18 protein-coding genes are annotated in these 23,776 nt (G+C 65.9%); 6 read left to right on the top strand and 12 right to left on the bottom strand.

Going from position 1 to position 23,776, the window contains the following annotated elements; translation table 11 throughout:
* Positions 1-11 precede the first annotated feature (11 nt).
* From serA to ACVIJ6_RS03440, 3 genes are all read left to right on the top strand, one after another.
* Positions 12-1,601, top strand: coding sequence for a phosphoglycerate dehydrogenase (gene serA, locus ACVIJ6_RS03450; protein WP_456771508.1), 1,590 nt, complete (start codon positions 12-14; stop codon positions 1,599-1,601).
* A gap of 203 nt (positions 1,602-1,804) precedes the next feature.
* Positions 1,805-3,463 carry a mucoidy inhibitor MuiA family protein gene (locus ACVIJ6_RS03445; RefSeq protein ID WP_456776884.1) on the top strand — a complete coding sequence of 553 codons (1,659 nt, stop codon included), beginning with the start codon at positions 1,805-1,807 and terminating at the stop codon, positions 3,461-3,463.
* A gap of 495 nt (positions 3,464-3,958) precedes the next feature.
* Complete coding sequence (locus tag ACVIJ6_RS03440; protein WP_456771507.1) at positions 3,959-5,533, top strand: ABC transporter substrate-binding protein; 1,575 nt, start codon at positions 3,959-3,961, stop codon at positions 5,531-5,533.
* 84 nt (positions 5,534-5,617) lie between these two features.
* On the opposite strand, the gene ACVIJ6_RS03435 is transcribed toward ACVIJ6_RS03440, so the two are convergent.
* The 9 genes from ACVIJ6_RS03435 to ACVIJ6_RS03395 all read right to left on the bottom strand — a co-directional run bounded on the left by ACVIJ6_RS03435 (position 5,618) and on the right by ACVIJ6_RS03395 (position 13,999).
* Positions 5,618-5,965, bottom strand: coding sequence for a RidA family protein (locus ACVIJ6_RS03435; RefSeq protein ID WP_456771506.1), 348 nt, complete (start codon positions 5,963-5,965; stop codon positions 5,618-5,620).
* A 7-nt stretch (positions 5,966-5,972) separates the two neighbouring features.
* On the bottom strand, positions 5,973-7,106 hold the full coding sequence (locus tag ACVIJ6_RS03430) for an NAD(P)/FAD-dependent oxidoreductase (protein WP_456771505.1): 1,134 nt from the start codon (positions 7,104-7,106) through the stop codon (positions 5,973-5,975).
* A complete protein-coding gene (locus ACVIJ6_RS03425; protein WP_456771504.1) occupies positions 7,103-8,509 on the bottom strand; it encodes an FAD-dependent oxidoreductase in 1,407 nt (468 codons plus the stop codon). The genes ACVIJ6_RS03430 and ACVIJ6_RS03425 overlap by 4 nt, the downstream gene beginning before the upstream one ends.
* Complete coding sequence (locus tag ACVIJ6_RS03420) at positions 8,506-8,802, bottom strand: (2Fe-2S)-binding protein (protein ID WP_456771503.1); 297 nt, start codon at positions 8,800-8,802, stop codon at positions 8,506-8,508. The genes ACVIJ6_RS03425 and ACVIJ6_RS03420 overlap by 4 nt, the downstream gene beginning before the upstream one ends.
* A gap of 31 nt (positions 8,803-8,833) precedes the next feature.
* Positions 8,834-9,973 carry an NAD(P)/FAD-dependent oxidoreductase gene (locus ACVIJ6_RS03415; protein WP_456771502.1) on the bottom strand — a complete coding sequence of 380 codons (1,140 nt, stop codon included), beginning with the start codon at positions 9,971-9,973 and terminating at the stop codon, positions 8,834-8,836.
* An 8-nt stretch (positions 9,974-9,981) separates the two neighbouring features.
* Complete coding sequence (locus tag ACVIJ6_RS03410; RefSeq protein WP_456771501.1) at positions 9,982-10,791, bottom strand: ABC transporter permease; 810 nt, start codon at positions 10,789-10,791, stop codon at positions 9,982-9,984.
* A complete protein-coding gene (locus tag ACVIJ6_RS03405) occupies positions 10,788-11,669 on the bottom strand; it encodes an ABC transporter permease (RefSeq protein ID WP_456771500.1) in 882 nt (293 codons plus the stop codon). Before ACVIJ6_RS03405 ends, ACVIJ6_RS03410 begins: the two co-directional genes overlap by 4 nt.
* Positions 11,666-12,706, bottom strand: a complete 1,041-nt coding sequence (locus tag ACVIJ6_RS03400; protein ID WP_456771499.1) for an ABC transporter ATP-binding protein — start codon at positions 12,704-12,706, stop codon at positions 11,666-11,668. The genes ACVIJ6_RS03405 and ACVIJ6_RS03400 overlap by 4 nt, the downstream gene beginning before the upstream one ends.
* A 261-nt stretch (positions 12,707-12,967) precedes the next feature.
* A complete protein-coding gene (locus tag ACVIJ6_RS03395; RefSeq protein WP_456771498.1) occupies positions 12,968-13,999 on the bottom strand; it encodes an ABC transporter substrate-binding protein in 1,032 nt (343 codons plus the stop codon).
* Between the two features lie 203 nt (positions 14,000-14,202).
* Between ACVIJ6_RS03395 and ACVIJ6_RS03390 the strand changes: the two genes are divergently transcribed.
* The 3 genes from ACVIJ6_RS03390 to ACVIJ6_RS03380 all read left to right on the top strand — a co-directional run bounded on the left by ACVIJ6_RS03390 (position 14,203) and on the right by ACVIJ6_RS03380 (position 18,898).
* Positions 14,203-15,150 carry a LysR substrate-binding domain-containing protein gene (locus ACVIJ6_RS03390; protein WP_456771497.1) on the top strand — a complete coding sequence of 316 codons (948 nt, stop codon included), beginning with the start codon at positions 14,203-14,205 and terminating at the stop codon, positions 15,148-15,150.
* Between the two features lie 97 nt (positions 15,151-15,247).
* Complete coding sequence (gene ftsH / locus ACVIJ6_RS03385; protein WP_456771496.1) at positions 15,248-17,104, top strand: ATP-dependent zinc metalloprotease FtsH; 1,857 nt, start codon at positions 15,248-15,250, stop codon at positions 17,102-17,104.
* Between the two features lie 108 nt (positions 17,105-17,212).
* Positions 17,213-18,898 carry a methyl-accepting chemotaxis protein gene (locus ACVIJ6_RS03380; protein ID WP_456771495.1) on the top strand — a complete coding sequence of 562 codons (1,686 nt, stop codon included), beginning with the start codon at positions 17,213-17,215 and terminating at the stop codon, positions 18,896-18,898.
* Between the two features lie 81 nt (positions 18,899-18,979).
* On the opposite strand, the gene ACVIJ6_RS03375 is transcribed toward ACVIJ6_RS03380, so the two are convergent.
* From ACVIJ6_RS03375 to mgtA, 3 genes are all read right to left on the bottom strand, one after another.
* Positions 18,980-19,954: a DMT family transporter gene (locus tag ACVIJ6_RS03375; RefSeq protein ID WP_456771494.1), complete on the bottom strand. Its 975-nt coding sequence runs from the start codon at positions 19,952-19,954 to the stop codon at positions 18,980-18,982.
* A 100-nt stretch (positions 19,955-20,054) separates the two neighbouring features.
* Positions 20,055-20,984, bottom strand: a complete 930-nt coding sequence (locus ACVIJ6_RS03370; RefSeq protein WP_456771493.1) for a DMT family transporter — start codon at positions 20,982-20,984, stop codon at positions 20,055-20,057.
* 144 nt (positions 20,985-21,128) lie between these two features.
* Positions 21,129-23,693, bottom strand: coding sequence for a magnesium-translocating P-type ATPase (gene mgtA, locus ACVIJ6_RS03365; RefSeq protein ID WP_456771492.1), 2,565 nt, complete (start codon positions 23,691-23,693; stop codon positions 21,129-21,131).
* Positions 23,694-23,776: the final 83 nt, after the last annotated feature.

Below are 23,776 nucleotides of genomic sequence, written 5' to 3'. Positions count from 1 at the left end.
GGACCATCGTCATGTCAAAGCCCAAGGTTCTCATCTCCGATGCTCTGTCCCCGGCCGCCGTGCAGATCTTCAAAGATCGCGGCGTCGAGGTCGACTTCCAGCCCAATCTCGGCAAGGACAAGGATAAGCTCGCCGACATCATCGGCGATTATGACGGCCTTGCCATCCGCTCGGCCACCAAGGCGACGGCCAAGATCATCGAGCGCGCCAAGCGGCTCAAGGTGATCGGCCGCGCCGGCATCGGCGTCGACAATGTCGAGATTCCCGCGGCGACCGCCAAGGGCATCATCGTGATGAACACGCCGTTCGGCAATTCGATCACCACCGCCGAGCATGCGATCACCATGATGCTGTCGCTGGCCCGCGAGATCCCGCAGGCCGACGCCTCGACGCAGGCCGGCAAGTGGGAGAAGAACCGCTTCATGGGCGTCGAGATCACCGGCAAGACGCTGGGCGTGATCGGCTGCGGCAATATCGGCTCGATCGTCTGCGACCGTGCCCAGGGCCTGCGCATGAAGGTGATCGGCTTCGATCCGTTCCTGACCGAGGAGCGTGCGCGCGATCTCGGCGTCGAGAAGGTGGAGCTCGACGAGCTCTTGAAGCGCGCCGACTTCATCACCTTGCACACGCCGCTGACCGACAAGACCCGCAACATCATCGACGCCGTCGCGATCGCCAAGATGAAGCAGGGCGTGCGTATCATCAATTGCGCGCGCGGCGGCCTGATCGACGAGCAGGCGCTGCTCGCGGCGCTCAACAGCAAGCATGTCGCGGGCGCCGCCCTCGATGTGTTCGCCGAGGAGCCCGCCACCAGCAATCCGTTGTTCGGCCATCCCTCCGTCATCTGCACGCCGCATCTCGGCGCCTCGACCACGGAAGCGCAGGAGAACGTCGCGCTGCAGATCGCCGAGCAGATGTCCGACTATCTGCTGACCGGCGCGATCTCGAATGCGATCAACTTCCCCTCGATCACCGCGGAGGAAGCGCCGAAGCTGAAGCCGTTCATCGCGCTCGCCGAGAAGCTCGGCTCGTTCGCCGGCCAGCTCACCGAGAGCAGCATCACCAAGATCCAGATCACCTATGAGGGCCAGGTCGCGGAGATGAAGACCAAGGCGCTGACCTCGGCGGTGCTGGCAGGCCTGCTGCGGCCGATGCTGGGTGAGGTCAACGTGGTGTCGGCGCCGGTCATCGCCAAGGAGCGCGGCATGATCGTCGATGAGGTGCTGCGCGCCGGCGAGAGCGACTATGAGAGCCTGATCACGGTCGCGGTGACGACTGAGCAGCAGGAGCGCGCGGTGTCCGGCACGGTCTATGCGGATGGCAAGCCGCGCCTCGTGGACATCAAGGGCATCCGCGTCGACGCCGAGTTCGGCAAGTCGATGATCTACGTCACCAACGAGGACAAGCCGGGATTCATCGGCAAGTTCGCCAGCCTCTTGGGCGACGCCAAGATCAATATCGCGACCTTCCATCTCGGCCGTGTCGCGGCGGGGAGCGATGCCATCGCGCTGGTCGAGATCGACGGCGCCGTGCCGGCGGAGCTGCTCGCGAAGATCCAGGCGCTGCCGCAGGTCAAGCAGGCCAAGGCGCTGACGTTCTGATCGCGCCACGCGGTTATGTCCCGCCTGAAAGAGGCAGTACGGCCTGATCACCGTACTGCCTCTTTTGATTCTCGACGGCATTCGAACGATCGTCTTCGCCGGACCTCAATTGAACCCGCTTCACTTTCCCCACGTCTAAAAGCCCGATGAAGGGCCGGCTGATCCGGCTTCCTGGGCGCTGGGCTGCGGAGAAAGTGATGATCATGCGACACAGGGGCCTGACGGCCACGGGGCTCGTTCTCGGCGCAGCGCTGAGTGCTGCGCCCGGCCATGCTGCCAACCGCGATGTGACCTCGACCGTTGATGCCGTCACCGTCTATCCCGATGGTGCCAGCGTCACGCGGGTCATCGCGCTCGACCTTCCCGCCGGTGAGACGACGGCGATCGCCAGGGATTTTCCGCTCGGGCTCGATGCGTCCTCGCTGCGCGTCGAGGGCGAGGCCGGAACGAAGCTCGTCATCGGCACCGTCGATGCCAAGCCGCCGCGCGCGGCTTCGCCGGTTAATTTGCCGGAGATCGACAAACGCATCGAGAGCTTGAAGGACGAGCGCGCCAATCTTGACGGCGCCATTGCTGCCGCCCTTGCGCGGAAGAAGTTTGCCGAGCGGTTCGCCGAGGCGTCGCCCGCCGGTCTCGGCGAGAAGGGCGAGGCGCGCCCGGTCGCGGAGTGGCGCAACGCCTTTGCCGCGGTCGGCGAAGAGGTCGGCCAGGCCGATGCCGCGATCCGCGACGCCGAGCGCAAGCAGCGCGACATTGACCGCGAGATCGCGCGGCTGCAGGCGGATCGTGCGGACAAGCCGCCAAGCAAGCTGGAGGTTCAGATCGAGCTCTCGGCCGCGGCCGCGACCAAGGCTGTCTTGCGCGTGACCTACACGGTCCGCAACGCCCATTGGGTGCCGCTCTACGACGCGCGTCTCGAGACGTCGGCAAAGGACCGTAAACCCGCGCTCGAGCTGGTGCGGCGCGCTGAGATCCTTCAGTTCACCGGCGAGGATTGGTCCGATGTGGCGCTCTCAGTCTCCACGGTCCGCACCGGCCGCGGCGGCAGTGCGCCCGAACTCAAAACGGTGATCGCGCAATATCCACCGCCGCCGCCCAGGCCGGCGGCCCCCAGCGCAGCACGCGGACTCCCGGAGATTCGGCAGGAATTCCGGTTCAGCGGAGGGACCAGCTTTGGCGACGTCGCTGACAAGGCCCTCGAGCAGGAGACGATCGCCGAGATCAGCGCGTTCCAGACCGTCTTCCGTCTTCCCGGCCGCGTCACTGTCGGTGCGAATGAGGGCGCCAAGAGCCTGCGCATCTCCACCGCGACGATCACACCCGATTTGATCATCCGTTCGGCGCCCATCGCCGATCCCACCGCCTATCTCGAAGCGAGCTTTCCGCAGAGCGAGGATGCGCCGCTGCTGCCGGGCAAGGTCTCGATCTATCGTGACGGCATGTTCGTCGGCACCTCGAAGATGGCCAATGCCGGCAAGGACGAGCCGGTTCGCGTCGGCTTCGGCGCCGACGACAAGGTCAAGATCGAGCGTAGCGTGATCAAGCGCAATGAAGGCACCGCAGGCCTGCTCGTGACGACCGGGAAGACCGATGAGCGCGCCTTCAAGACCACGATTCGCAACGCGCATGATTTCCCGGTGAAGGTCGCGATCCAGGATCAGCTGCCGGTCAGCGAGAATGAGGAGATCGCGGTCGAGATGCTGCCCTCGACGACGCCGCCGACATCGCTCAACGTTCGCGACCGGCGCGGGGTGACCGAATGGATCGTCGATGCCAAGCCCGGCGAGACCAAGGACATCTCATTTGCGTGGCGGGTGCGCTGGCCGAAGGACAAGACCATCGTGCTCAGTCCGTCAGGCTAGTTGATATCCAGGGCCGGTCGCTGGTCAGGCGGTTCGCCAAAGGCACGCCGTCTTCAACTCGAGATCAGGCCGCAGCTGCCGTTGAAACCCGAAGTGTTAGTTCTGGTGCTGACACGATCGATCCGGGCCAACCCAGCTGCGGCATCATTGCGTCGCGCTTGCCCTCATCTGAACTCAAAGCGGTCGTAGATGCCGGCAATGCCGCGTCTTCGCCCCAGACACGGACGCAAGTTGCAATCGGCGGCATTCGGACATCAACGCTGCGGGATACGGGAAAACAAGAGCTTTCGCGCGATCCAAGCGGCTGCAGGAAGAATTGACCGGCCCCGGCTGTCGGGTCCGGCCGGCAAGATTTTTCCTGATGTTTCCGGCATTCCCAATCGTCATGACGATATCCGAATTACCGCAATCGATGGTCATCCCGGTTGGCCTCATCCTTGCGTTCGGTCTATGCGAGACGCGCGGCGGACAGCAACGGAGGTCTCGGTCTATCAGATGCAATATCTGTCTTTCGCCTCGTGCATCACGCGGCATTCGTTTCGATCGGCGGTGCTGTCCGCCGTCATCATCGCCGGACATGCGAGTGGGGCCGTCGCGGCCGACAGTGTGAACGTGGTCCGCGAGCTGGCCGGCCGTGTCGGCCCGATCCTCGGTTCTGCCCAGGCCTGCACGAGCATCTCGACACGCCGCGTTCAAGTGATGCTCGGCAAATTTCAGCAGGCGATCCGCGAGGCCTCGGCGAACCCGAACGATCGCAATGAACTGGCCCGCGAGTTCGAGAAGAACATCGCCGATGGCCGGACCGCGGTGAATCGCGGACGGGCGGATTGCAGGCTGGTCGAGCGCCAGCTCGCCGATCTCGAAGGAAGCGTCGGCGCCCCGCCGGCGCCTGCGGCCGCGCCTGTCGCCGGCAATGCAGCCGGTGCTTCAAGGCCGGTCGTTGCTGGCCAGGTGCGCGGCGTGACCGATCAGGAAGTCCGCTTCGGAATGGTGATCCCCTACACGGGAAGCGCCAAGGAGAACGGGCAGAGCTACAAGCGCGGTATCGAGGTGGCGTTCGCGCGGGCCAATGCCGGCGGCGGCGTCCATGGACGGACGCTCAAGCTGATTGCCGCCGACGATGGTTTCGAACCGACGCGGACCTTGGATGCGATGAAGCTGCTCTGGGACAAGGAGCAGGTGTTCGGCTTTCTCGGCAATCTCGGCACGCCGACCGCGGCGGTCGCCGTGCCATTCGCGCTCGAACGCAAGGTGCTGTTCTTCGCGCCGTTCACCGGCGGCAGCGTGGTGCGGCACGATCCGCCGGACCGTTATGTCTTCAACTACCGGCCGAGCTTCGTCGAGGAGGCCGACGCCGCGGTGCGCTATCTCCTGAAGATGCGCAAGATCAGGCCGAACCAGATCGCCGTGTTTGGCCAGAATGACGATCTGGGCGAGCAGGGCTTCGCCGGTGTCGCCAAGGCCTATCGTGCCGCCGGTCTCAACGACTCAGCGATCCTGCGGCTGGTCTATACCCGCAACTCCATCGACATGGACGAGGCGGTCGCCCAGTTGAAGCAGCAGAGGGTGCCGATCAAGGCGATCGTGATGGTCGGCACCACGCGCCCGGCGGCGAAATTCATCGAGAAGACGCGCGACCTCTTTCCCGGCATGATCTACACCAACATGTCGATCGTCGGCGCCACGGCGCTGGCGCAGGAATTGATGCTGCTGGGGCCGCGCTTCACCGAGAACGTCATCGTTACGCAGGCCGTGCCGGCCGTCTCCGGCTATTCGAGCACCGTGCTCGAATTCAAGACCGCGCTGGCACAGGTGGCGCCCGGCGAGGTGCCGGACTACATCTCGCTCGAAGGCTACATCGCGGCCAATCTGCTGATCGACGCGCTGAAGCGCTGCGGACCGCAGCTCGACACCGAACGCCTGGTGGAGACGCTGGAGAGTACGCGGAATCTCGACATGGGGCTCGGCGCCTCGCTCAATCTGAGCCGCGGCGATCACCAGGCTCTGCACAAGGTCTGGGGCACCCAGCTCGACAAAACGGGTGTCTATCAGCCGATCGATCTGGAGTGAATTCGGGGTGGCGGCCGGGCGGCCCGTCACCCCAATGCGTTTGCGCCGGCCCGAACCTCCCGGCCGGCAGCGTTTGCGCCGCGATCAGCCCTTGATCGCGGTGATCACGATTTCGATCAGCGCGCCGCCGCCGAGATCGGCGACGCCGACGGTGGCACGGGTCGGCAGATCGTCGCCGAAGAATTCGGTCCAGGCCGCATCCATCTCCTTCTTCTTCGACAAGTCCGTCACGAAGATCTGGCCGGAGACGACACGCGACCGGTCGGTGCCGGCCTCCTTCAGGAAGCCGTCGATCTTGCCGAGGATGTTGCGGGTCTGCTCGCCCATCGACACCGATGTGTCGTCGGCGATGGTGCCGCCGATGAAGACGAAGCCATTGGCTTCGACGATGCGGTGATGGATGGCCGAGCGGATCTTGCGGGTGATGGTCATGCTGTCCTCATGCTGTTGCTGAAGGGGAGGAGTTGCGGAAGCGCTCGATGCTGAGCTCTCCGATCCGTGTCTGCGTGCCGCCATGCACGATCAGCTCAGCCATGACGGCGCCCGCGCCGGGGCCGAGCTGGAAGCCATGCAGCGAAAAGCCGAACTGATGAAACAGGCCCTCATGCACGGCGCTCGGCCCGAACACCGGGATGTCGTCCTGCATGCGCGCCTCGATGCCGGCCCAGGCCCGCATGATGGTGGCGCTGCGCATCACCGGGAACAGCTCGAACACGGTGCGCGCGCTGATGGCGAGGCTGCGCAAGTCGAGCACCGTCTCGTTGCGATCCTGATCGGGCGTCGCGAGATGGCCGCCGCCGATCAGCACGGTGCCGTTCTTGAACTGCTTGAAGGACAGCTTGCGGCCGCGCAGGATCACCACGGGATCGATGAAATGCGGGACCGGCGAGGTGATCATCAGCATCGGCGCCACCGTCGTGACCGGCACCGGCTCGCCGAGCGCGGCGGCGATGCGGCCGCCCCAGGCGCCCGCGGCATTGACCAGAATGGGAGCGGCATAGGTGTCGCCGCCGACATCGACGCGCCAGAGCTGATCCTCCTTGCGGATGTTGCCGGCGGACACGCCCTCGCGGATGATGGCGCCGAGCTGCTCGGCCTTGCGGCGAAACGCCGTGGTGGTCTTGGCCGGCTGTGCCGCGCCGTCGCGGCGCGAGACGATCCCGCCGGGGCAGGTCTCTGCCACCGCCGGCACCAGCCGGCGCAGCTCGGTGCTGTCGATCAGCTCCTCATGGCTGAAGCCGCGCGCGTTGAGATCGGCGACCCGCTCACGGCAGGCGGCGAGCTCGGCCGCGTTCTCCGCGACCAGCACCTGGCCATGGCTCTCGAAGCCGCAATCATCGTCGACCAGTTCGGTGATGTTCTCCCAGATCCCCATCGACCGGATCGACAACGGAATCTCGGCGACGTCGCGCGCGAGCTGGCGCACGCCGCCGGCATTGACGCCGGAGGCGTGGCGGCCCGCATAGTCCTTTTCGATCAGCACCGGCTTCAAGCCGGCGAGACAGAGATGCAGCGCGGTCGAGCAGCCGTGGATGCCGCCACCCACGATGATGGCATCCGTGTTGATCGTCATCCGCGCACCACGGCCTTGGTAGCCTCGTCGCTCTTGGGCAGGTTTGCGAGCTCCGACAGCATGATCGGTTTGACCGGCGCGCGCAGCCGGTAATAGCCGATCTCCTGCGGGCCCTTGCCGCGCGCCTCCGCCATCAGCTCGGTGACGGTGAGGCCGCACAGCCGGCCCTGGCAGGGTCCCATGCCGGTGCGGCGATAGGCCTTGAGCTGGTTCGGCCCCGTCGCGCCCATTGCGACGGAATCGAGCACGTCTTTGGCGGTGATCTCCTCGCAGCGGCAGACGATAGTGTCTCCGTCCGGAATGCGGAACTGCTTCGCCGGCCGGAACAGTATGTCGAGAAAGGTGCGGCCGCGCTCGGCGCGCTTCAACTGCGGTGAAAGATCGGAGACCTTGGCAGCCGGACGAAGCGCCTTGATCGCGTGTTCTGCCGCAATGCGCCCGCGCCACAGCGCCGCCTGCGCGCCGCCGATGCCGGCGCCATCGCCGGCGATCGCGATGCCCGGAATCGAGCTGTTGCCGTCGGCATCGAGCACGGGCGTCCAGCACAATTGCAGCTCGTTCCAGCGATGCTCGACACCGGCGGCCATCGCCAGGTTGACGTTCGGCACCACGCCGTGATGCAGCAGCAGCAGCTCGACCGGCAGCGTCTCGCGCCGGACCCCGGCCGTGACATAGCTGACCGATTCCAGCCGGTCTGTGCCCGCCGCCGCCAGCTCCGTCACGCCGGTGGTGACTTTCACCTTGGCGCGGACCTCACGCATCATCGCCAGCCCCTTCACGAAATAGGACGAGGTCATGAAGGCGAAAGCGTGCGGCAGCGCGGCGAAGTAGTTGGCGCGCGGCGTGGTGTCGAGCACGCGGTCGATGCGGCCGCCGAGGCGCAGGATCTGCGCGGCGAGCAGCCACAGCAGCGGCCCCTGGCCGGCGAGGACCGTCGGGCCATCCGGCACCAGGCCGGAGGATTTCAGCATCGTCTGCGCCGCGCCGGCCGTCATTACGCCGGGCAGGGTCCAGCCTGGAATCGGAAACGGCCGCTCCTGCGCGCCGGTCGCGATGATGACCCGCTTGGCCTTGATGAAGGCCGAGCCGCCGCCGACGGACACGCCGAGCTCGAGATTGCGGTCGAGACTCCACACCGTCGCGCGATGGATGATCTCGGCGCCGCTGTCGCGGGCGGCCCTGGCGATCTCGGCGCCCGACCAGTAATCGGCGCCGAGCAGCGCTTCATTCTTGACTGGCGTTGCGTCGATCGCGCGCCAGACCTGGCCGCCGGGACCGGCGTTCTCGTCGAGCAGCAGCGTCGACAGGCCGGCGCGGGCCGTTGCGGTTGTCGCGGCGAGTCCGGCCGGACCGGCGCCGATCACCACGACGTCGTATTGTTCATGCTTCGGCGCGGCGCTCATTTGCCGATCTCCCGCTTGCCCTTCTGGATTTCGATTTGCATGCCCTCGGCAACGGGCACGAGGCAGCCCTGGCGGTTGCCGACGCCGTCGATGGTGACGAGGCAGTCGAAGCATACGCCCATCATGCAGTAGGGCAGCCGCTTGGCGCCGCTCACTGCGGTGTTGCGCCTGACGTCGAGACCCGAGGCGAGCAGCGCGGCCGACACCGTGTCGCCTTCGCGGGCCGAGATCGCCTGGCCCTCGACATGGATGGTCAGCGTTCGCCTGCCATCATCCTCAGCTCGTTTGAACATCATCGTCTCCGTGGCGGCATTCGCCGCGATCTCAGTAATAGCCACTGCCGCCCGCGCCGGTGTCGTCGGCGAAGCGCTTGGCGGTGAAGGCGCCGACCAGTTCGGGCTCCAAGGCGCCGTCCTTCACCATGCGGGCGATCTCGAAGGCGTGGTTGGCAGCCAAGGTCACGCCGGAATGGCAGCAGGCGACGAAGGCTCCCGGATGGGTCTCGGACTGCTCGTAGATCGGGAAGCCGTCCTTCGGCATCACCCGGATGCCGGTCCAGCTCCTGACGACGTTGAGGCGCGCCAGATGCGGGAACATGCGCTGGGCCCGGTCGGCCATCACGGCGTTGATCGGATGGTTCTGGACGCGATCGTCGAGCTCGTCCTCCTTGCTGTCGCCGATCATCACCGTGCCCTCATCGGTCTGGCGGATCGTCGTCAGCGGATGCGGCAGGAACGGCATCGTGCGCTCGGTCACGACGATCTGGCCGCGGGTCGGGCCCATCGGCGCCGACAGCCCGACCATCGGCGCCAGCGTCTGGTTGGCGTTGCCTGCCGCAAGCACGACCTTGGCGGCGCGCAGCTCGCCTTGCGCCGTGGTCAGCCTGAACTCGTGGCCCTCGCGCGCAATGGCGCTGACGGCGCGCTCGGGCAGATAGTCGACCCCGAACTGCTTCATGCCGGCATGCAGCGCGCGGAAGGTACGCAGCGAGTTCACATGGCCGTCGAACGGGCAGAAGCTGCCCCCGGACACGTCGGGCCCGATCAGCGGCAGCATCTTCTTGACCGCCGCGGCGGACAGCATCTCCATGTGGTAGTCGGCCGCGCCGACCTGGTTGTGCATGCGGGCGACGAGCTGGCTGCGCTGCTCATATTCGGCCTCTCCCAGGCAGAGATGAAAGCCGCCATTCTGCTGCAGCACGACGTCGAGCCCGGTCTGCGCCTTCAGCTCCTCCGCGAGTTTCGGCCACGCCTTGGCGCCGCGCACGGTCCAGCCCGTATAGGCCGGCATGCCCAGTCCTTTGCTCTGTACCCAGACCAGCGCGAAATTGGCGCGGGACGCCCGCTTGGCGATGTCGCCCTCGTCGAACACCGCGACGCGCTGGCCGAGCCGGCCCAGCCCCCACGCGATCGCAGAGCCGAGCAGGCCGCCGCCGACGACGGCGACGTCATAATCTCTCATCATTGTATCTCCTATCGCCCTGCGTCGCCGCCTTTGGCGGTGAGCACCCGGTCGAGCCCGTAGAAGCGATCGAGCAGGATCAGGACGGTCATGGTGATGGCGATGACGCTGGCGGACACCGATGTCACCAGCGGATCGATGTTGTCCTGGATGTACAGGAACATGCGCACCGGCAGCGTCTCGGTGCCGGGGGTTGCCAGGAAAATGGTCATGGTCAGATCGTCGAATGATTGAATGAAGGCGAGCATCCAGCCTGAGACGATGCCGGGCAGGATCGCCGGCAGGGTGACGCGGCGGAACATGGTCCAGCCGTCGGCGCCGAGCGAGATCGCCGCCATCTCGACCGAGCGATCCATGCCGGTGGCCGCCGCCAGTGTCAGCCGCAGCGCAAAGGGAAACACGACGACCACATGCGCGATCACCAGCGCCACGAATGTGCCGCCGATGCCGGCCGACGTGAAGAAGCGCAGAAAGGCGATGCCGAGCACGACATGGGGAATCATCAAGGGCGAGAGAAACAGCGCCGACAGGGCCTCGCGGCCGCGGAACTGATACCGGTTGAGCGCGAGCGCGGCCGGCACCGCAAACAGCAGCGCGACGCAGGACGACAGCGCCCCGAGCCACAGGCTCACGGCGAAGGCATGGACGAATTCTGGATAATTGGCGAGCGCCTTGAACCAGCGCAGCGAGAAGTTCGTCGTCGGAATCGACAGGAATCCCTCGGGCGTGAACGCGACCCAGCAGACGACGACGATCGGCGCCACCATGAACACCACGAACAGCGTGTGGAAGATCAGCGCGACAGGACCATTCCGGCTCATCGGAACATCTCCTGATAGCGGCGCTCGATCAGCGCATTCGATCCGACCACGATCAGCACCAGCGCAATCAGCAGCAGCACGGCGACCGCCGCGCCGAGCGGCCAGTTCAGCGTGTTGAGGAATTCGTCATAAGCGAGGGTCGCCGCGACCTTGAGCCGGCGTCCGCCGATGATCGCGGGCGTGGCGAAGGCACTCGCCGCCAGCGAGAACACGATGATGGCACCCGACAGCACGCCGGGCATGATCTGCGGCAGGACGATGCGGCGGATCACGGTGAACGAGCCGGCGCCGAGCGACAGCGCGGCGTTCTCGACCTGCGGATCGAGCCGCTGCAGCGCGGTCCACACCGCCAGCACCATGAACGGCATCATCGCATGGGCCAGCGCGATCACCATGCCGGTCTCGGTGAACATGAAGCGGAGCGGCGAGGCGATCAGTCCGAACGACATCAAGAGCTTGTTGGCCAGGCCGTTGTTGCCGCCGAACAACAGCGCCCAGCCGAGCGTCCGCGCGACCACCGAGATCAGCAGCGGCCCGATGATGATGAGCAGGAAGAGACCTTTCCATGGTCCCTGCATGCGGTTGAGAATATAGGCCTCGGGCACGCCGAACACCGCCGTGATCAGGGTCGCCAGGACAGCGACGCGGAAGGTGCGCCAGAACATCTCGGCGTAATAGGGATCGCCGACAATCTCGATCCAGTTCTTCAGGATGAAGACCGGCTCGATGCCCTTGTACTGGCCCCAATCGTGGAACGACAGCATCACCGTCATCGCCAGCGGAATCACGACGACCCCGGTGAACAGCATCAATGCCGGCAGCGCCAGCGTCAGCCCGGTTCGCGCGTCGGACGAGTTCGCGGAGACAGTCGTGCTCATGCGGCCACGCTCGCCCGCAGACTCATGTCGGAGTCCTGCCAGATCAGGTGCACCGTTTCACCCTGGTCCGGCTGCGGCTGGCCGTCATTCTGACGGATAACGATTGCAGGGCCGCATTCCGTGTCGCACTGGAACAGCCAGTGATTGCCCTGGAAGATGCGGCTGGTGATCCGTCCCGCGAGGCCGGAGCTGCCGAAGCTGATGCGCTCGGGGCGCACGCTGATGGTCACCATGCCGGTGGCGCCGGCCGGAGCCGGCGCGCTCCACGAGCCCGCAACGAGCCTGGCAGGCCCGGCAGCGCGATCCACCTGAGCCGCGAACTCATTGGTCTTGCCGAGAAACTGCGCGACGAAGGCCGAGGCCGGCTGCTCATAGACCTGCTGCGGCGAGCCGATCTGCTCGATCTTGCCTTTGCTCATCACGACGATGCGGTCGGACAGCGACATCGCCTCGATCTGGTCGTGAGTCACGAGGATCGTCGTGGTGCCGAGATTGCGCTGGATCTGGCGCAGCTCGATCTGCATGTCCTCGCGCAGCCGCGCATCCAGGTTGGACAAGGGTTCGTCGAGCAGCAGCACCGAGGGGCGGATGACCAGCGCGCGTGCCAGCGCGACGCGCTGCTGTTGGCCGCCGGACATGCGGCGCGGGTGCCGGCCTTCGTAGCCGGCCAGGCCGACAAGCGCGAGCGCCGTACGGACGCGCTCGTCGCGCTCGTTGCGCGGCACTTTGCGCATCTCGAGCCCGAAGGCGACGTTCTCGGCGGCCGTCATGTGCGGAAACAGCGCATAGCTCTGAAACACGATGCCGAGCCCGCGCTTGGCCGGCGGCATTGCCACGAGGTCCTTGCCTTCGAGGCGGATCGCACCATGCGAGGGGTCGAGGAAGCCCGCGATCATCTGCAGGGTCGTGGTCTTGCCGCAGCCGGACGGACCGAGAAACGAGATGAACTCGCCCTTGGTGACAGCGAGGCTGAACTCTTCGACGGCCGCGTTCGGTCCGAAGGATTTTCCGACGCCGTCAAGCTCGAGGAAGGACATTGGTGGTTTCCGAATAACATTCATCATCAGGCTGGATGAGGCGATGATCTAAGCCGGCAGAAATTATCTCGGTCGCGCAATGCGCTCGCTGCCACCTCGCCCCGCTTGCGGGGAGAGGTCGGATTGCATCGAAGATGCAATCCGGGGGAGGGGGCTCTCCGCGCGGACGATGCGCACCACCCGTGCGGCTGCCCCTCACCCCGACCCTCTCCCCGTAAGGACGGGGAGAGGGAGCGCGCCGCCGTCCAGGAGAGGGTTGGCTCAGCGCTCGACCTCGCGATTCCAGCGCTTGGTCCATTCCTCGCGCTTCTCATTGACCACGGTCCAATCGGGCGCATAGACCTTGGTCGCGCGCTCGCCGATCGGCGCCATCGCGCCGACGCCCTCGGGCACCACGACGGATTTCACAACCGGGCCGTAGCCATATTCCTTGAGCATGGTGAGCTGGATCTTCGGATCGAGCAGCAGCTTGATGAAGCTCGATGCCAGCGGCGAGGTCGAGGTCTTGGCGATCGGGCACGCCGTCGTCAGCAGGCTGACGGCGCCTTCCTTTGGATAGACGAAGTCGACCGGGAAGCCGGTATTCGCAAAGCTCTGCACACGGCCCGAGCCCCACACCGCGATGACGGCCTGGCCCGACTGGAACAGCTCGGTCATCTTGCCGGGCGAAGGCTCATAGGCCAGCACGTTGGGATTGATGTCGTTCTTGAAGATCTTGAAGCCGGGCTCGACGTTGGTCTCGCTGCCGCCGTTCATCTTCGCCAGCATCAACAGGGCGTTCAGCCCGTAGGTGTTGTTGATCGGCGGAATGACCAGCTGCTGCTTGTATTTCGGGTCCTTGAGGTCGTTCCACGAGGTCGGCGGCGCCCAGCCTTTCTCGGCGAACACCTTCTTGTTGTACATGAGGCCGGTGGCCACGAGGCCAATGGCGACGGCGCGGTCGTCCTTGAAATGCGCGATGTCGAGGAGATCGCCGGGAAGCCCCGTCACCTTGTCGCAGAAGCCGAGCTGGATCGCCTGGTACATCGGACCATCGTCCAGAATGGCGACGTCGATCTGCTGATTGCCCTTCTGGGCCTGCAGCTTCGCCAGCGTGTCGGTGGAATTGCCGGCGACATATTCGACCTTCACGCCGTTGGCCTGCTCGAACGGCGGGATCACCTCGTCGCGGATCGTCTTCTCGAACGAGCCGCCGTAACCGGCCACGTACAGCGTCTTCTGCTGAGCCCAGGCCTGAGAGGCCGAGGCAAGGACGGCAAGGCTGACCATCGTCAGAACGTTCAAGTGCTTCATGAAGGATCTCCCCTGGTGCGCGCCGGTCTCGAGGACCGCCGTGAGATCCAGCTGCGCGCTTCGGACGTCCGTCCCGCCGTTACGGCGGGGCAGCCTAAAAAACGAGCCGTCTCTCCAACTGATGAAAACGATCGCAGTCCCTCCTTTTATCGTCCAATGAATAATGGCAACGTCTTCATGCTTAAATGTTATGAATGGCGACCATGGCCAGGATCAATTCGCGACAAGTCGAGGCTTTCAGGGCGATGATGCTGACGGGCAGCGTCACGGAGGCCGCCAAGCTCATTGCGGTGACGCAACCGGCGGTCAGCCGGCTGCTGCGCGACTTTCAGGCGCTGCTCAAGATGGAGCTGTTCGAGCGGCGCGGCACGGGCCTGGTGCCGACTGCCGCGGCCACGGCCCTTTACATGGAGGTCGAGCGCTCCTTTGTCGGGCTCGATCGCATCACGGCGGCGGCTGAGGAGATCCGCGGCCGTCGCACCGGCACGCTGCGGATCGCGGCGCTGCCGGCGCTGGCCAATGGCTATCTGCCCCGGCTGGCGGGGCACTTCCTGATCGAGCGGCCGAATCTCAATTTGGCGTTTTTCGGCGTGATCTCGCCGATCGTGATCGACTGGGTGCTGAACGCGCAGTGTGACGTCGGCTTTGCCGAGGTCCCGATCGCCCATGCCGGTTTGCCGAGCGTCAAATTGCCGGCGCTGCCGCGCGTGGCCGTTCTTCCGGCCGGTCATCGGCTCTGTGCCAAGCAGGCCTTGATGCCCGGCGATTTCGAGGGGGAGACTTTCATTTCGCTCTCGGCCGGATCCACCAGCCGGCATGTCATCGACCAGATCTTTCATCGCGAGGATGTCAGACGGGTGCTGCGGGTCGAGACGACGCTGTCGGAGATCATGTGCGGCCTGGTGTCGTCGGGATTGGGCGTCTCGATCTGCGATCCGTTCACGGCGCGCGAGTTCGACGGACGCGGCGTTGCCGTGCGTCCGTTCCTGCCGCGCATCGATTTCGAATTCGCGGCCGTATTTCCGCCGCAGCGCAGCCCGTCGCCGGTCGCCTTGGATCTCGTCGAGACGGTTCGGCGCGCGCTGGAGGCGTTCGGCCACGCTCCCCAGTCGGTCCACAACACGGCGGCGGCGCCGTCGCTTGATCCATGACAAGCCGTGCTGCCGAGAGCCTGTTATGCGCGACGGGAGCCATTCGGTCCCGCTCCCCCGATGAGCGGCGAGCGAGCTGCCCGAAAGAGAGCGCGACATGGAATCCGATCCCAACACCCGCAAGCAAGCCATCGCGGTCAGCTACATCTTTCTGGCCGGGGTCGGCATGCTGCTGCTGCAATGGCTGCTGACGACCTACAACACGGTTGAGACCATTCCCTACAGCCAGTTCGAGCAACTGGTCGAGCAAGGCAAGATTGCGGAAGTGTCCGTCAGCCAGGACACCATCCAGGGCAAGTTCAAGGACAAGCAGCAGGACGGCAAGACCTCGTTCATCACCGCGCGTGTCGATCCTGCGCTGGCGGAAAAGATGGCGTCCAAGGGCGTCACGGTGACCGGCGTGCCCTCGGGCGGCGTGATCCAGACGCTGCTGTCCTGGATCGTGCCGGCGCTGATGTTCTATCTGATCTGGGTTTTCCTCGGCCGCAAGGTGATGGACCGGCAGGGCTTCGGCGGGCTGATGTCGATCGGCAAGTCGCGCGCCAAGGTCTATGTCGAGACCGACACCAAGGTCACCTTCGCCGACGTGGCCGGCGTCGATGAGGCGAAGTTCGAGCTGCAGGAGGTGGTGCAGTTCCTGAAGGACCCGAAGAGTTATGGCCGGCTCGGCGCGCATGTGCCGAAAGGCATTCTGCTGGTCGGCCCGCCCGGCACCGGCAAGACCTTGCTGGCGCGCGCCGTCGCAGGCGAGGCCGGTGTGGCGTTCTTCTCGATCTCCGGCTCGGAATTCGTCGAGATGTTCGTCGGCGTCGGCGCCGCGCGGGTCCGCGATCTGTTCGAGCAGGCGCGCAAGGCCGCGCCCTGCATCATCTTCATCGACGAGCTCGACGCGCTCGGGCGCAGCCGGACCGCCGGCGGCGGGCTCGGCGGTTATGACGAGAAGGAGCAGACGCTCAATCAGCTGCTCGCCGAGCTCGACGGCTTCGATCCGAGCGCCGGGGTGATTCTGCTCGCCGCCACCAACCGGCCGGAGATCCTGGATCCGGCCCTGCTGCGCGCCGGTCGCTTCGACCGCCAGGTGCTGGTCGACCGGCCCGACAAAGGCGGACGGCTGGCGATCCTCAAGGTGCATGTCCGCAAGATCACGATGGCCGAGAGCGTCGATCTCGACAAGGTCGCCGCGCTGACCGCGGGTTTCACCGGCGCCGACCTCGCCAATCTGATCAACGAGGCCGCCATCGCCGCGACCCGCCGCAGGGGACATGAGGTTACCTTCGACGATTTCACCGCCGCGATCGAACGCATCGTGGCCGGCCTGGAGAAGAAGAGCCGTGTGCTCAACCCCGCCGAGCGGCGGCGTGTCGCCTATCACGAGATGGGCCATGCGCTGGTCGCCGCCAATCTGGCCGGCGTCGATCCGGTGCAGAAGGTGTCGATCATTCCGCGCGGCGTCGGCGCGCTCGGCTATACCATGCAGCGCCCGACCGAGGACCGCTTCCTGCTGGCCGTCAGCGAGTTGAAGAACCGCATCGCGGTGCTGATGGGCGGACGCGCATCCGAGCAATTGATCTTCGACGGCGATGTGTCCACCGGCGCGGCCGACGATCTGCAGCGTGCGACCGAGATCGCGATCGAGATGGTCACGAAATACGGCATGGACGCGACGGTCGGCCAGCGCACCTACGCGCCGCGGCCGCAGGCCTCGTTCCTGCAGCCGCAGGACCAGCTCGTGTCGGCGGCCGAACAGACCGGACGGGAGATCGACCTTGCCGTGCGCGATCTCATCGCGGAGGGCGGCGTGCGCGCCCGTGCGATCCTCGATGCCCATCGTCGCGATCTCGAGCAGGGCGTGGCGCTGCTGATCGCAAAGGAGACGCTGACCGCCGAGGAGTTCGCGCCGCTGCGGCCGGTGTCCATGAAGGCGCCGGCGGACGACATCCGCGCGACAGGTTGACCCGTGTTTTTACGGGTCTTCCCGGCAACGGAGCTCTAACCATCGCGTGATGAATTCATCGGCAGTTTGCGTTCGGCGATCGATCGCATCGGTCGGGTGGAGTGTCGCGTGCTGCTGAATAATATCAGGATTGCCCCCAAGCTCGGGATCGTCGTCGGTGTTGCGCTATTGGGGCTTGCAGCCGCGGGCACATTTGCGGGCAATCTGATGCAGCGGGAGATGGTCAACGCGCGCATCGAGCAGTGCCGGGCGATCGTCGAGACGGCACGCAACATGGCGCTCGGCCTGATCAAGGAGGTCGAGGCCGGCAGGATGACGAAAGAGGCCGCGATCGATGAGTTCGTCAAGCGCGGCAGCACCATGACGTTCGACAAGGGCATGGGCTATTTGTTTTCCTACACCATGGAAGGCAACGTCATCCTGTCCCAGGATCCCAAGCAGCGCGGCCAGAACGTCATCGATTTCGAGCTCAACGGGCGCAAGCTGGTGGTCGAGTTGCGCGATGGCGTCGCCAAGAATGGCGAGGTCACCTTGCACTATGAATATCTCCGTCCCGGCCAGGAACAGCCGACGCGCAAGATCTCCTATGCGCTCGCCATTCCGGCCTGGAACGCCTTCGTCGGCACTGGTGTCTATGTCGACGATCTCGATGCCAAGCTGAAGCCGCTGAAATGGATGATGTGGCTGGCTTGCGCGGGCATCGCCGTGATTGCCGGCGGCATTGCCTGGCTGATCGGCCGCAGCATCAGCGTGCCGCTCGATCGCCTCGGCGGCCGCATGCGCGAGATCGCCGACGGACGGCTCGAGGGGGAGATTCCCGGCGTCGGTCGCGGCGATGAGATCGGCTCGATGGCGGCCACCCTCCAGATCTTCAAGGACAACGCGCTGCGGATGCGCGAGCTCGAGCAGGCGGAAGCTGCGACCCAGCAGCGCGCGCTGGCCGAGCGCCGGTCCGCGATGGAAAATCTCGCTGCCGACTTCGAACGCAGCGTCAACGGCATCGTCCGTTCGGTGGCGTCGGCTGCGGAGGGCATGCAGCACACGGCGCAGTCGATGACATCGACCGCCAGCGATGCCAGCGCACGCGCCTCCACGGTCAGCGCCGCCACGCAGAGCGCGAACGACAATGTCGGCACCGTGGCCGCCGCCGCGGAGGAACTGTCGAGCTCGGTGGCGGAGATCTCGCGTCAGGTGGCTCGTTCCAGCGAGGTCGCGGGCCAGGCGGTGAACGATGCCGAGCGCACCAATGCCACGGTGCAGGTGCTGTCGAGCGGTGCCGAGAAGATCGGCGAGGTCGTCAAGCTGATCCACTCGATTGCGGCCCAGACCAACTTGCTCGCGCTCAACGCGACCATCGAGGCGGCGCGCGCCGGGGAATCCGGCAAGGGCTTCGCGGTCGTCGCCTCAGAGGTCAAGGCCTTGGCCAATCAGACCGCCAAGGCGACGGAGGAGATCTCAGCGCAGGTCGCGGCCATGCAGACCTCGACCCAGGATGCGGTCGCCGCCATCAGCGGGATCGCCCAGACCATCGCGCAGATGAGCGAGATCACCAACTCGATATCAAGCTCGATCGCGCAGCAGGGCGATGCGACGCGCGAGATCGCGCGCAATATCCAGTCGGTGGCCGCGGGGTCGAACGAGATCAGCGCCCATATCGGCGGTGTCACCAAGGCCGCGGAGGCGACCGGCATGGCGGCCTCCGAGGTGCTCTCCAGCGCACGCGAGCTCGACAGCCAGTCCGGCCTGTTGCAGCAGGCCGTCGACGGCTTCATGGCGAAGGTGCGAACGGCCTGATTGGGCCGGAACGCCGTTCCGACCGGGAGCTCTCACGCGATGCTGGCCCGTCGATGAAAATCGAATGAGGCCGGCCCGCGTTCACGAAGCGTCTTGCCGCAACGAGCTGTCCTTGCGCCGATCGCCCGTATCGGCGGGCCGGAGCGGCGAGCGCGATGCCACGATCACGCCGCCGATCACCAGCGCGTAGCCGGCGAGGTGGAAAGCCTTGAGCTCTTCGCCGAGCAGAACGATCGCCAGCACCGAGCCGAACAGGGGCACCAGGTGCAGGAACGGCGCGGCGCGGTTCGGCCCGATCAGGCTGATGCCGCGGTTGAAGAACAAATAGGCCAGCGCCGAGGCGAACACCACGACATAGCCGAGCGTCGCGATCGACAGCAGGTCGGGCGCGAGCACGTAGCCGGATGAATATTCCCAGATCGCCAAGGGCAGCAGCAGCACGGCTCCCATTGCCGTACAGCATGAGATCAGGGAGAGCTGGTGCACGGCCGGCCGGCGCGTCATGACGGCGGAGTAGAGTCCGAAGACCAGCAGCGCGGAGGCGAACATCAGGTCGCCCCGGTTGAACTGGATCGCACCGAGCGCGCCGAGATCGCCGCGCAGCAGGATCACGAGAACGCCGGTCAGCGACATCGCAATGCCCATCAGCTGCCCTACGCTCAACCGCACCCCGAACAAAGCCAGCGACCACAGCGCCACGAACAACGGCGCCGAGGATTGAATCAGCAGCCCGTTGAGCGCCTGCGTATATTGCATCGCCCAATAGGACAGGGCGTTGTTGACGGCAAAGCCGGTCAGCGCCAGCAGCAGCAGAAGCGGCCAATGTGCGAGCATCGTCCGCCAGTCGCGCGCCAGATGCGGCCGGGCGAAGGGCCACAGCATCAGGAACGTTCCGATCCAGCGGATGCAGGACAGCGTCAGCGGCGGCACATGCCCGGCCACATAGCGCGCCAGCACAATGTTGCCGGCCCAGAACAGCGAGGCCAGCGTGAGCAGCACATAGGGCTGATTGTTGAGCCAGGCGAACGGAGAGCGAGGTTGCGAGGGGGCAGGCAAGGTTCCAGCTTCGATTGTTGACCCGAGCTTGTGCTCGAAAGCGGAGCCAAGACAAGAGCGCGCGATGGGATGCCGCCATGTCCGAACATGCGATGAGGCCTCACGTCGCCTGCTTGCGGGAGGCGATGAATACGCCGCTGAGCACCAGCACGAAGGCGATGACGTGAAAGATCTCCGGCTGCTCGCCGAGGAAGACGAAAGCCATGATCGAGCCGAACACCGGCACAACGTGCAGGAACGGGGCGGCGCGGTTGGCGCCGATCAAGAGGACGCCGCGATTGAAGCAGAGATAGGCGATGGTCGATGGAAAGATCGCGACATAGAGCAAAGAGAGCAGGTTCTTGGCATCCAGGACCATCACCGGGCGGGCGTGAAGTTCCCAGACCAGCAGGGGGATCAGGCTCGCGGCCCCGCAGCCGAACGTGAACGCCACCATCGACAGGCCGTGAATCTGCGGGCGCTTCAGGGACAGCACCGAGTAGAAGCCGAAGATGGCCATGGCCAGCAGGAAGATCAGGTCGCCGCGGTTGAAGGTGATGCTGGCGAGCGCCGTCGGATGGCCGCGCGTCAGAATAAGCAGCACGCCGGCGAGCGACAGCACGATGCCGATGGCCTGCGCCACGGTCAGATGAACGCGTAGCAACAGCAGTGACCACACCGCCACGATCAACGGGCCGGCCGATTGCAGCAGCAGCGTGTTGAGCGCCTGGGTGTATTCCAGTGACCAATATTGCAGGGTGTTGAAGGCGCCGATGCCGGTCAGCGAGAGCGCGATCATGATGCCGAGCCGCGACCGGATCGCCGGCCAGTCCTGGCGGAGCTGTTTCCAGGCCAGCGGCAGGATCAGCAGGAAGGCGAGCGACCAGCGCAGGAACGACAGCGTCACCGGCGGGATGTGGCCGGCAGCGAGCCGGCCGACGATCGCATTGCCAGCCCAGCACAGGGCCGTGATACTGAGCAGCACATAGGGTTGGTTCGCGATCCAGGCGCGCTTGGGCGCAGCGGATGCGGTGGGATCGGCGGCGGACATGTGTCGGTGTTGGCCCCGGTTCGGTAGGCCGCGGTATTCGACCGGCGGGACCCGGCCGACGTTCCTCCCCGGCTCTTGCGACAGACACCAATCCCAGCTGCCTATCAAGAGGGCAGATGCATCGCGACTATGCAGCCAGGGCGGTCACGCAGCTCGGTGGTGAGCGGGATGCGGCCGGCGCGATCTCCCGGGGGCGGCTTGTATGGCGAGAGACTTCAGCCATTCCGCGCACAGCAGATAGGCGGCAACAAGGGCCATGATGGCCATGAGCAGGGGGACAGGCGGTGTCACAAAGCCGAACCATGCGCCGGCGGGTGTGAACGGCACGACCAGCGCAACCGCGAGCGCGATCAGCGAGGAGGCCGTCAGCATCGGATCGGCGCGATTGCTCCACGGCCGGCCATTGGTCCGGATGATGAAGATGACGAGAATCTGGGTCGCCATGGATTCGAGGAACCAGGCGGTGCGAAATTCATCGGGCGTCGCCTGGAACAGGTAGAGCAGCGCGCCGAAGGTCAGGAAATCGAACACCGACGAGAGCGGGCCCATGATGGCTGCAAAGCGCAGCAGACGCTTCATGTCCCAGCGCTGCGGACGTGCCGTGGCCAGCGGACTGACGCGGTCGAAGGGGATGCCGAGTTCCGACAGGTCATAGAGCAGGTTGTTGAGCAGGATCTGCGTCGGCAGCATGGGCAGGAACGGCAGCATGATCGACGCGACCGCCATCGAGAGCATGTTGCCGAAATTCGAGCTCGCGCCCATCCGGACGTATTTGAGGATGTTGGCGAAGGTGCGCCGGCCTTCCTCGACGCCGTCGGCGACGACCTCCAGATCGGAGGCAAGCAGGATCATGTCCGCCGCCGCTTGCGCCACGCCTGTGGCCCCGTCGACGGACAGGCCGATATCTGCGACCTTCAAGGCCGGTGCATCATTGATGCCGTCGCCGAGGAAGCCGACGACCTCGCCCGAGGCCTGCAGCGCCTTGACGATTCGTGATTTCTGATCCGGCGCGAGCCGGCCGAAGGCGTCGGTGGACCGCACCTGCACCGCGAGCGCATCGTCGCTGAGCTTGGCAATGTCGCTGCCGGACAGCACGCGATCCGCTTTCAGCCCGACCAGGCCGGCCAGCCGCTTGACCACCACCGGATCGTCGCCGGAAAGAATCTTGAGCGTAATGCCGGCGCGGGCGAGCTGCGCGATCGCGGCTGCGGCGGTCGGCTTCGGCGGGTCAGCGAAGGCGCATAGTCCCTCGAAGATCAGCTCCTGCTCGTCATCCGTTTCGATCTCGCGCGGTGCGCCGCTCCAGGGTCGCGAGGCGATCGCCACGGTGCGCAGGCCCTCCTGCGCCAATGCATGAACCCGCGCGCTGATGGCGGCGCAGCCCTCGTCATCGATCGGTGCGACCGTGCCGCCCTGCCGCTGCTGCGTGCAGAGCGGGATCACCGCTTCCGGCGCGCCCTTCACGATCAGGATCTGGTCCTGCCCGCGGATCGCCAGCACCGAGCCGAGCCGGCGCGAGAAGTCGAAGGCCTGCTGGCCTCCCAGGCTCCATCCTGACGCGGCATGGTCCGCGCCCGCGATCAGCGCAGCGTCGAGCGAGCCGCGGTCGCCGCCAAGCGCGGCAGCGATGGCGCCAAGTTCGGCGGCGCGCGGAGCCTCGCTGCCGTCGGGCCCGACGCTGCGGGCAAGCGTAATCTCCGCGGATGTCAGTGTCCCCGTCTTGTCGGTGCACAGCACCGACATCGCGCCGAGATCGTGGATCGCAGCGAGCCGCTTCACGATGACGTTGCGCTTGGCCATGCGCAGCGCGCCGCGCGACAAGGTCACGGTGGTGATCATCGGCAGCAATTCGGGCGTCAGTCCCACCGCGAGCGCGACGGAGAACAGGAGCGAATCGAGGACGTCGCGGCCGAACACGACCCGGACCGCGAGCACGATGAGCACGAGCGCCAGCGTGAGCCGGGCGATCACGAGGCCGAATTCATGCAGGTCGCGCTCGAACGCCGTGCGGCCCTGCACCTCGGCCAGCGCCGAAGCGGCGGCACCGAACATTGTATTCGGTCCGGTGTTGACGACCAGGGCGACGGCCTCACCGGTCTGCGCCACCGAGCCGCGGAACAGCGCGGTCGACGAGTCGTTCTCATCCGTCGGAACGCCGGCCTGCTTGGTCACGGGATAGGGCTCGCCGGTCAGCGCGGCCTCGCCCGCGGTGAAGGCCTTGGATTCGATGACCAGCGCGTCCGCAGGAATGATGTCGCCGGCGCGCACGCGCATGATGTCGCCGGGCACGACCTCCTCGACATCGATCTCGCGATAGGTGCCGTCGCGCAGGACCTCGGCCTTCAAGGCGACCGAGCGGCGGAGTTCCTCGGCGGCCTTGACGGCGTGTCCCTCCTGAACCGTATCGAGTCCGATCGACAGCGCCAGGATCATGACGATGATCGCGCCACCGATCACGTCGCCGGTGCCCATCGAGATGATGCCAGCCACCAGCAGAATGAGCGACAGCGGCTCGAGCAGCCGGCGCAGCACGGCGCGTAGAGGGCCGACCACATGCGACGGCATGTCGGCGTTGCGGCCGTAGCGCTGGAGGCGCTGTTCAGCGTCAGCCTGGCCGAGGCCATTCAGGCCGCAGCCCAAGCTGCCGCAGATCGTCGCCTGCGGAAGGTGCCAGAAGCGGTTGAGGCCTGGGGTGGTGTTGCTGCTCACGTGGCCCCGTTCATGTTTGTGGACGAATGTTCATGGCCATTGGTCCTGATTTGCACGATGCGCCGCATCGCGGTTGACCTAGC

Source organism: Bradyrhizobium sp. USDA 4369 (assembly GCF_054056435.1).
The sequence above is the reverse complement of the archived record's forward strand: the minus strand, read 5'-3'. Positions and strand labels throughout refer to the sequence as shown.

Bases quoted from the DNA above. Each gene is read 5' to 3' on its own strand.
- ACVIJ6_RS03395 (WP_456771498.1), bottom strand. From the start codon at position 13,999: ATGAAGCACTTGAACGTTCTGACGATGGTCAGCCTTGCCGTCCTTGCC.
- ACVIJ6_RS03405 (WP_456771500.1), bottom strand. From the start codon at position 11,669: ATGAGCACGACTGTCTCCGCGAACTCGTCCGACGCGCGAACCGGGCTG.
- ACVIJ6_RS03400 (WP_456771499.1), bottom strand. From the start codon at position 12,706: ATGTCCTTCCTCGAGCTTGACGGCGTCGGAAAATCCTTCGGACCGAAC.
- ACVIJ6_RS03410 (WP_456771501.1), bottom strand. From the start codon at position 10,791: ATGAGCCGGAATGGTCCTGTCGCGCTGATCTTCCACACGCTGTTCGTG.
- ftsH (WP_456771496.1), top strand. From the start codon at position 15,248: ATGGAATCCGATCCCAACACCCGCAAGCAAGCCATCGCGGTCAGCTAC.
- ACVIJ6_RS03390 (WP_456771497.1), top strand. From the start codon at position 14,203: ATGGCCAGGATCAATTCGCGACAAGTCGAGGCTTTCAGGGCGATGATG.
- ACVIJ6_RS03445 (WP_456776884.1), top strand. From the start codon at position 1,805: ATGCGACACAGGGGCCTGACGGCCACGGGGCTCGTTCTCGGCGCAGCG.
- ACVIJ6_RS03415 (WP_456771502.1), bottom strand. From the start codon at position 9,973: ATGATGAGAGATTATGACGTCGCCGTCGTCGGCGGCGGCCTGCTCGGC.
- ACVIJ6_RS03420 (WP_456771503.1), bottom strand. From the start codon at position 8,802: ATGTTCAAACGAGCTGAGGATGATGGCAGGCGAACGCTGACCATCCAT.
- ACVIJ6_RS03435 (WP_456771506.1), bottom strand. From the start codon at position 5,965: ATGACCATCACCCGCAAGATCCGCTCGGCCATCCATCACCGCATCGTC.
- ACVIJ6_RS03425 (WP_456771504.1), bottom strand. From the start codon at position 8,509: ATGAGCGCCGCGCCGAAGCATGAACAATACGACGTCGTGGTGATCGGC.
- ACVIJ6_RS03430 (WP_456771505.1), bottom strand. From the start codon at position 7,106: ATGACGATCAACACGGATGCCATCATCGTGGGTGGCGGCATCCACGGC.
- serA (WP_456771508.1), top strand. From the start codon at position 12: ATGTCAAAGCCCAAGGTTCTCATCTCCGATGCTCTGTCCCCGGCCGCC.
- ACVIJ6_RS03370 (WP_456771493.1), bottom strand. From the start codon at position 20,984: ATGTCCGCCGCCGATCCCACCGCATCCGCTGCGCCCAAGCGCGCCTGG.
- ACVIJ6_RS03440 (WP_456771507.1), top strand. From the start codon at position 3,959: ATGCAATATCTGTCTTTCGCCTCGTGCATCACGCGGCATTCGTTTCGA.